This window comes from Geodermatophilus poikilotrophus, from assembly GCF_900111455.1.
In the GTDB taxonomy this organism is placed as follows: domain Bacteria; phylum Actinomycetota; class Actinomycetes; order Mycobacteriales; family Geodermatophilaceae; genus Geodermatophilus; species Geodermatophilus poikilotrophus.
The window spans coordinates 429190-437245 of record NZ_FOIE01000005.1 but is presented as its reverse complement, the minus strand read 5'-3'; the positions used below and the strand labels follow the sequence as shown (position 1 = coordinate 437245).

Sequence of the window (8056 nt, the reverse complement as noted above, 5' to 3'; positions counted from 1 at the left end):
GTCTGCGACGGCTCGCTGCTGGGCAAGCACATCGCCGTGCTCGGCGCGGCGTTCAAGCCCGACTCCGACGACATCCGCGACTCCCCGGCGCTCAACGTCGCCGCCCAGCTGCAACTGCAGGGCGCGGTGGTGTGCGTCACCGATCCGGCCGCGATCGACAACGCCCGCCGGTCCTGGCCGCAGCTGGACTACGCGCCCACCCCCGAGCAGGCCGCGCACCGGGCCGATGCGGTGCTGGTGCTCACCGAGTGGCGGCAGTACCGCGACCTGGACCCGGTCGCCTTCGGGCAGGTCGTGGCCGGCAAGCGGGTCCTCGACGGCCGCAACGCCCTGGACCGGGAGGCCTGGACCGCCGCCGGCTGGACCTACCGCGCCCTCGGCCGACGCGCCGGCTGAGGTCGCTGCGCCGCGGCAGGCGGTGGACTCGACGCTCCCTCCGTGTGGTCCGGTCCGTGCCCCACCGCCGACCTCCCCGCCCGCGTCGCACCCGGCATCGGCGGCCCCCGCAGCTGATCCGCTCGTTCGGGTGACCGGTGACCCGTGGGGTCACGATCCGCTGGTGACCTGCCGATGACGGCCGTGTGTGGACATGGGTCGTCGGGGGAGTGGTCCTCTGGGTGCTGCTCGCCGTCGCCGTCGCCGTGGTCATCGGCCGTGGCCTGCGCATGGCGGACGTGCTCTCCGAACGCCCGCTGACCGCTCTCGACGCCGTGCCCGGGAGCCGACTGCGCACCGCCCGGCGGCGCGTCCCGCTGCCGCCCGTCGGTGTCGCCCTCGCCGCGGTCGCGGTCCTGCTCGAGACCGCCGGCTACGTCCTCCGGCTGACCGGCGCCACCGGCCCGGCGGCCCGCGCCCTGTCCATGGACGCCCCGTACTCCGCGCCCCGCGCCTTCGTCGCCGCTCTGTTCGCCGTGGCCGCCGTTGCCGCGGTCGCCGGTGCCGTCCGCGCACCGGGACGCCGCACCTGGTGGCTCGCCGTCGGCCTGGTCAGTGCGGGGATCGCCGTCGTCAAGGCCGGCGGCACCGTGCACGTCGACGCGGTGGCCGCCCTCTCGGCCACCGTCGGCGAGGCGGGTGCCGTCGTCGCGAGCCTCGCGCTCGCCGTCGCCGTGCTCGCCGTCCTGGCGTTCGTCAGCCGCGCCGAGCGCCGCGACCGCCGCCGGGTCCTCAGCTGCCTGGCCGGTTACGCCGCCGCGTCGGTCGGCCTCTCCGCCGTCTCCGCCGCAGCGGTCGGGCAGTGGGCGGTGACCGCCACCTACCTCGAGGAGTCCGGGGAGGCGCTGGCCGGCGTCGCCGTCCTGGTCGCCGTCCTCGTCGGTGTCGCGCCGCGCCTGGTGCTGCCCGCCTCCTGGGTGCTCCGCCGCGGCGACGACGCCGCCGCGGCCCCCGTCCGCGAGCGGCTCGCCGACCCCCTCCGCGGCTGACCGGACCGGTCGCTCAGCGCCCGGCACCCCGCAGGACGGAGCTCACCGTCCGCAGCATGATCTTCAGGTCCAGCCACAGCGACCAGTTCTCGATGTAGTAGTTGTCGAAGCGCGCCCGGTCGGCGATCGACGTGTCGCCCCGCAGGCCGTGCACCTGCGCCCACCCGGTCAGCCCCGAGGGCACCCGGTGGCGCGCCTCGTAGCTGGGGTAGAGCCCGCGGAACTGGTCGACGAAGTACGGCCGCTCCGGACGCGGACCCACCAGGCTCATGTCCCCGCGCAGGATGTTGAAGAGCTGGGGCAGCTCGTCCAGCGAGGTCATGCGAAGGAAGCGCCCCAACCGGCTGACCCGGTCGTCCTGGGCGATGCTCCAGTTGGTCGCGGACTCGGTGTCGTCCACCGGGCGCATCGACCGGAACTTGAGGACGTCGAAGTGCCGGCCGTCGACGCCGACCCGCTCCTGCCGGAAGAGGATCCCCGGACCGCCGTCCAGGCGCACCGCGGCGGCCAGGAGAAGCAGCAGCGGCGCGATGACGAGGATCGCCAGACCGGAGACGAGGACGTCGAGCAGGCGCTTCACCCGCCAGGCGGGGCTGCGGTACGTCGCCCGGCGCAGGCGCACGAGGGGGAAGCCCCAGGCGGCGTCCATCGCGGTGTCCACGTGGGACAGCTCGTAGAGCCGGGGGACGACGAACAGCTCGCAGTCGAAGCGGTCGCAGGTCCGGATGACGCTGACCATCTCCGACTCCTTCATCGAGGAGAAGGCGACGACGACGTTGTTGACCCGCCGCTCCCGCAGGACGTCGGTCAGCGACTGCGGCCCGCCCAGGACGGGCAGCGGCAGGATGCTGTCGAACACCGGGGGGTCGTCGTCCAGGAAGCCGATCGGGTGCAGCCCGTACTCCGGGTGCGCCTGCAGGATCTCGGTGACCTGCGCGCCCACGCGGCCCGCGCCGACGACCACCGTGCGGTGCTGCACCAGGCCGCGCGACCGCAGCTGCCGGATCGTCGCGTAACCGATCGCCCGGAGGACGACGACGGCGACCCCGGTCGTCACGGCCCCCCACAGGAAGGCCCAGTTGACGACGTAGTCCTGCCACAGGGTCTGCGACCAGGCGATCTGGCCGAGCACGGCCACGGCCGCGGCCGCGAGCCACCGGCCCAGCAGCACGGGCAGGTCGTCGAGGATGGACAGGGACAGGCGCGAGCGGTGCAGCCCGGCCTGCCAGAGCAGCACGATCAGCAGCGCGCCGAAGGCGGCGGTCTTGCGCGCCGGGGCGTCCAGCCCGACCTGGCGGCTGACGACCTCCATGCCGACGACGCCCATGACGACGGCGAGCCCGTCGAGCGCGACCAGCAGCGGCGGGGTGCCCAGGCGGCTCAGCAGGGTCCACGGTGCGCGGAACGCCCGGCGAGCGGGTGCCGCCTCGCGCACGGCGGAGGCGGAGGCGGCGTGCGGCTGGTCGTGCGCCTCGGCCACACGGGAGACGGGGACGGTGATCGGGGTGCCGCGACGGGCGTGAGCGGCTTCGGGTGGTTCGACTGACCTCATCGACTGGTCCTTGGCAGGGGGCGAGCACGGACGGCGCGGGCGAGGGCGCGCGGGAGTGAGTGGCCGCGTTCCGGTTCCTGGGCAGCACGGTGCCCGGGCAGCGGATCGGCGAGGCGCTGAGCGGTACGCGGATCAGCGCTGCGGGCTCAGTCGGGACGGGCGCCCGGGTTCTGGGCCGCACCGGCCGGGGAGCGGTCCGGGGCGGAGCCGAACCGGGCCGAGCCCGGAGCCGCGGAGGCCCCCAGGGTGTCGCCCGCCAGTCCGGCCACCAGCACGTGCGTGTCGTGGCCGTGCCCCCCACCACCACTGGACACGGTGGTGGACGAGCCGCCGTGACCGGTCGGCCCGGTCGGTCCCACGGGTCCGGCCGGAGCTGGGGCCGGGACGGGGGCGAACGGGGTCGGCACGGGTGGCGGGACCGGGGTCACCGGCGCCGGCGTGGTCTGGGTGACCACCTGGACCGGCGGCTGCCCCGGGCCGTCGCGCGGGCTGCGGACGTCCGCGGCGGGGACCGTCACGTCGGCAGGGGCGCCCCGCGACAGCTGCACCGTCGGGACGGGGACCGTCGGCGGTGACGATGCCGTGAGGGCGTCCACGCCGCTGTCCGCATCTGCGAGCGGCAGTGCGAGGACGGGTCCGACGGGGGGGACGGTGACGCCCTGCGCCGGGACGGCCGGCTCCGCGGTCGTGGCCGACCCGCTGTCGGCGAGGTCAGGTGGCGTGGTGCCACCGGCGACGCCCGGGTCAGCGGTGGCCTCGGTGGCGGTGTCCGGCGGAGCGGCGCCGCCGGGCGAGCTGGTGCCGCCCGAGGAGGTGCCCTGTCCGGCGCTGCCGCCCGTGACGGTGTCCGGCGAGGCGCTGCCGCCGGTGGCGGTGTCCGGTGAGGCGCTGCCGCCGGTGGCGGTGTCCGGTGAGGCGCTGCCGCCGGTGGCCGTGCCCGGCGCGGGCGAGCCGGGCACGGCCGAGGCGGATCCCGGCGCGGCGGGCTTCGACGTCACGGGCCTGGGCGTCACCGGGGCCGGGGCCGCCGGCGTGCTCGGGGCCTCGACGGCCGGCTCGGCGGGAGCCGGCGTGACGGGGGCCGGCGCGACCGGAGCAGGTTCGGCGACCGGCACCTCGGTCGTCGGGTCGCTCACGACCGCCGGGGGCGCGGGGCTCGGGGCGGGTGTGGGGACGACCGAGGACGGGGCGGCCGCCGGTGCGGGCTGCTCGGTCTGCGGAACCTGTTCCGCGACCACGACGGCGGGCTCGTCGACCGCCGTGGCGGCCTCGTCGGCCCGGGCGGTCCCGTCGACGGCGGTCAGCGCGAGCCACGCGCCCGACAGGAGGACCGCACCGCCCATCAGGCGGCGGCGCCACGACCAGCCGCTGACCTCGGGGCCAGGTACGGCGTCGGCGACGGGCAGCGACACACCGTCGCCGTCCGGCCACACCGTGCTGCCTCCGATGGGCACGATCCCCCCTGTGTCGTCCCCGGGTGCGGGTCTGGTCGCGGGAGCGTTCGTCGCGCTCGCACACCGACCTTCCGTAGACCGTCGACCACGTGCAACCCGATCGGCCACGAACTGTGACGCCACTCGGCCACGTCTCACTCTCCGTGTTGGGGCTTGGACCGGAACGTGCAGGTTCTGGTGAGAATCGGCTGGTGCCAGCCACGCCCGGGACCTAAGACCCCCTGTGTCGCCCGTCACCCTCCGTTGCGTCCCGGCGTCCCCCGACGGGATGACCTGGGTCCCGGTGGGCTGGTGGGGCCGCCGTCGGTGGATAGCCTGCCGGGGTGACTTGGCTGGTGACCGGGGGAGCGGGGTACATCGGGGCGCACGTCGTCTCCGTCATGCGTGAGGCGGGTGAGCGTGTCGTCGTGCTCGACGACCTCTCGTCCGGGGATCCGGCCCGCATCCCCGGCACGCCGCTGGTGGTGGGCAGCGTCCTCGACGCCGGTCTCGTCGCCGAGACGCTGCGCGGCCACGACGTCCGGGGCATCGTCCACATCGCGGCCAAGAAGCAGGTTGAGGAGTCCGTGCGCCGGCCGCTGCACTACTACCGGGAGAACGTCGAGGCGCTGCGCGTCCTGCTCGAGGCGGCCACCGAGGCCGGGGTCGAGTCGTTCATCTTCTCCTCCAGCGCGGCCGTCTACGGCGCCCCGGACGTCGACACCGTCGTCGAGGACACCGAGTGCCGCCCGGTCAACCCCTACGGGACGACGAAGCTGGTGGGCGAGTGGCTGGTGCGGGACGTCGCCGCGGCCACCGGCCTGCGCTACGTCAACCTGCGGTACTTCAACGTCGCGGGCGCCGTGGACCCGGCGTTGACCGACCGGGGGGTGTCCAACCTCGTCCCCATGGTGTTCCAGCGGCTGTCCGAGCGACGTCCGCCGCTGGTCTTCGGCGACGACTACGACACGCCGGACGGGACGTGCGTCCGCGACTTCATCCACGTCGGGGACATCGCCTCGGCACACCTCGCCGCGGCGCAGGCGCTCGCGGCCGGACGGGTGGATGCGCTCACGGCCAACATCGGCCGGGGCGAGGGGGTCTCGGTGCGGGAGATGGTCTCGACGATCCGCGAGGTCACCGGGACGGCCGACCAGTCCTGGGCGGAGCCGGTCGTCGAGCCGCGCCGTCCCGGGGACCCGGCCCGGGTCGTCGCATCGGCCGACACCATCCGGGACGCGCTCGGGTGGCAGGCGCGCTACGGCGTCAGGGAGATGGTGGCCTCAGCGTGGGCCGGGTGGACGGCGCGGGGGGCGCGTGTACCCAGCGGCGAGCGGGAGTAGCCGCCCGCCGTCGCCCTCCGGTGGCGGGCCCGCGGCGTGCGGTGGGGAACCGGTGCGGACCCGGGGGCGACGTGCGACGGGCGGCGACCGGGGCTGCGGCATGCTCCTGCTCGCCCGGCTCCCTGAGCAGCCGCGCCAGGGGTAGCGCCACGAGGCACGCGAGCACGAACCACGCGACGACGATCCACAGCACGACCACCGGCGTCCGCCTTCCATGGCGGGAGGCGCTGACGCCCCTGCCCGGCGTCGGGGCCGGACGGGAGTCGCCGCCTCCTCCCCGACGCTGCACCTCGCCCTGCAGCCTGCAGGGGTGGACACAACGTAGGCCACCCGAGGACCGCAGCGGAAGGTCGTAAGGCCCCCGGGGAAACAGCACCAGCGGCGCAGCCGGTGGCGGGTGGACGCCCGCGGCTCGGGCGCGAGCACGGTCGAGCCAGGACGGAGGTCACTCCGGCCGGAGGCCCGTGGTCACAAACGTGGCGGGGGCGCAGGAGGTCCCTGGCCGACGGCCCGCTCCGGCCCGCGCCGACCGGACGGCGGGCGGATCCACCGGCGGCAGTCACGGCTCCGCGTCCACGCGGGGCGGGACGCCTGGCACCTGCGTCAGCGGGCGCCGGCCGCCGCGTCCCCGGACCTCCGTGGGCGCATGGCGCCGATGAGCTGCCACAGGTCCCGGAGCGCGGCCCGGCGCAGGAGGACGAGCAGCGCCACGGCGCCGAGGACCCCCGCGGCCACCGCGCCGACCAGCGTGACCACCCCGGTCGGCCGGAGCAGCACCACGGGCAGCGCCCCCAGGGCGGCGCCGGCGGCGGCGACCAGACCGGGGGACATGGCCTCGAGGCTGGTGGTCAGCCGGAGCCCGAGCAGCCGGTCCACCACGAGCAGCCGGATGGTGGCGAACACCGCACTGAGTCCGCACGCGGTCGCCGCCATCGCCGTCAGCCCGTACGGGGCGGCGAGCAGCAGACCGACCACCTTGACCGCCGTGGTGGGCGCCACGATCTTGATCAGCAGGCCGGGTCGACCCACGGCGGGGAACACGTCCCCGGACGCGTAGCCGATGGAGGAGGCGGCCATCGACAGGGCGATGAAGGCCATCGGCGCGGCGGCCGCCTCCCACCCGGGACCGAGCAACGTCGGCGTCAGGCTGGTGGAGACCACGGCGATGCCCACGCCCGTCGGGAAGGCGAAGAGCGTGATGATCCGCATCGCGCGCAGGACCGCCGTCCTGAGCTCCTGCAGGTCCTCGGAGCGGGCGCGCGCGTAGATGGAGAACGCGACGCTGGAGAAGATCCAGAAGACGTTCGCGAGGACGATCTCCGGGATCCGGTAGCCCAGCGTGTAGATGCCCAGCGCCGCGGTCCCCAGCTGGGCACCGATGATGAAGTAGTCGGCGTTCTCCGACACCGCGCCGAGGACCTTCAGGCTGAGCACGGCCGTCCCGAACCCGAGCAGCGCCCTGGCGGCCGACCGGTCGAACGCCAGGACGGGGACGAAGCGCACCGCCACCCAGGTGAGGACGACGCCCACCGCCTCGCTGGCGAGGATGCCCGCGACGAGCGCCCAGGCCCCCGCGCCGGTGGCCGCCAGGGCGATCGACACCACCCCGCGGACGACGGCGCGCGCGACCTCGATCAGTGCCCGGCGCCGGAAGGCCAGGTCGCGGCGCAGCACCGCGTCCGGGACCTGGACCAGGCCGCGGAGCAGGAAGTAGAGGAAGAGGACCTGCAGCAGGGTGGTGTCCTGGACGTCGAAGACCCGGGCGACCAGGGGGCCCGCCAGCACCCCCGCGGCGGTGCAGGCCGAGGCGATGGCGACGTTGAGGGTGAAGGCGGTCTGCACCCGCCGGGTGATCCCGCGCTCCTGCTCGTAGACGAGGGCGGACCCGACGCCGAGATCGAGGGCGACCTCGAGGAACGAGACGATCGCCAGACCCACGGCCACCACGCCGAAGTCCTCGGGGACCAGCAGCCGGGCCATCACGAGGGTCGTGAGGAAGACCAGCAGCTTGCTGGACCCGAACGAGGCGGCCGACCAGAGGAAGCTGGAACCGGCGGTGCGCGCGTCGACCCGCGCCGGTGCCTCGGCCGCGTCGACCGCCTCCGCGACAGTGGTGTCGGGCTCCGGCCCTCCTTGCGCGCTCGGGCCTCCCCGCGTGATCGGGCTCATGGCGTCGGTCCTCTTCCGCTGAGTGGTCCGGATCCCCCAACCGGTCGGGGATCGCGCACGCCCGTGGGCTCGATCCGAACAGAGTCCGTTGCCGTTCTACCAGGGGGTGGCCGGTCGGGTGGTCACCCGCCCGGG

General features: G+C 75.3%; 6 protein-coding genes. 3 read left to right on the top strand and 3 right to left on the bottom strand.

Going from position 1 to position 8056, the window contains the following annotated elements:
• On the top strand, positions 1–396 hold a 396-nt coding region (locus BMW27_RS14100; RefSeq protein WP_281244761.1), incomplete at its 5' end, for a UDP binding domain-containing protein.
• Positions 397–581: 185 nt separating this feature from the next.
• On the top strand, positions 582–1424 hold the full coding sequence (locus BMW27_RS14095) for a hypothetical protein (RefSeq protein WP_091445123.1): 843 nt from the start codon (positions 582–584) through the stop codon (positions 1422–1424).
• Between the two features lie 13 nt (positions 1425–1437).
• Here BMW27_RS14095 and BMW27_RS14090 read toward each other — a convergent pair whose 3' ends face one another.
• Both BMW27_RS14090 and BMW27_RS14085 read right to left on the bottom strand, forming a co-directional pair.
• A complete protein-coding gene (locus BMW27_RS14090; RefSeq protein ID WP_175486506.1) occupies positions 1438–2976 on the bottom strand; it encodes an exopolysaccharide biosynthesis polyprenyl glycosylphosphotransferase in 1539 nt (512 codons plus the stop codon).
• A gap of 146 nt (positions 2977–3122) precedes the next feature.
• Positions 3123–4430: a hypothetical protein gene (locus BMW27_RS14085; RefSeq protein ID WP_091445122.1), complete on the bottom strand. Its 1308-nt coding sequence runs from the start codon at positions 4428–4430 to the stop codon at positions 3123–3125.
• Positions 4431–4753: 323 nt separating this feature from the next.
• Here BMW27_RS14085 and galE point away from each other — a divergent pair, with 323 nt between their 5' ends.
• Positions 4754–5752, top strand: coding sequence for a UDP-glucose 4-epimerase GalE (galE, locus tag BMW27_RS14080; RefSeq protein WP_091445121.1), 999 nt, complete (start codon positions 4754–4756; stop codon positions 5750–5752).
• Positions 5753–6355: 603 nt separating this feature from the next.
• Here the strand turns inward: galE and BMW27_RS14075 are convergent.
• On the bottom strand, positions 6356–7921 hold the full coding sequence (locus tag BMW27_RS14075; protein ID WP_091445120.1) for a lipopolysaccharide biosynthesis protein: 1566 nt from the start codon (positions 7919–7921) through the stop codon (positions 6356–6358).
• Between the last annotated feature and the right edge of the window lie 135 nt (positions 7922–8056).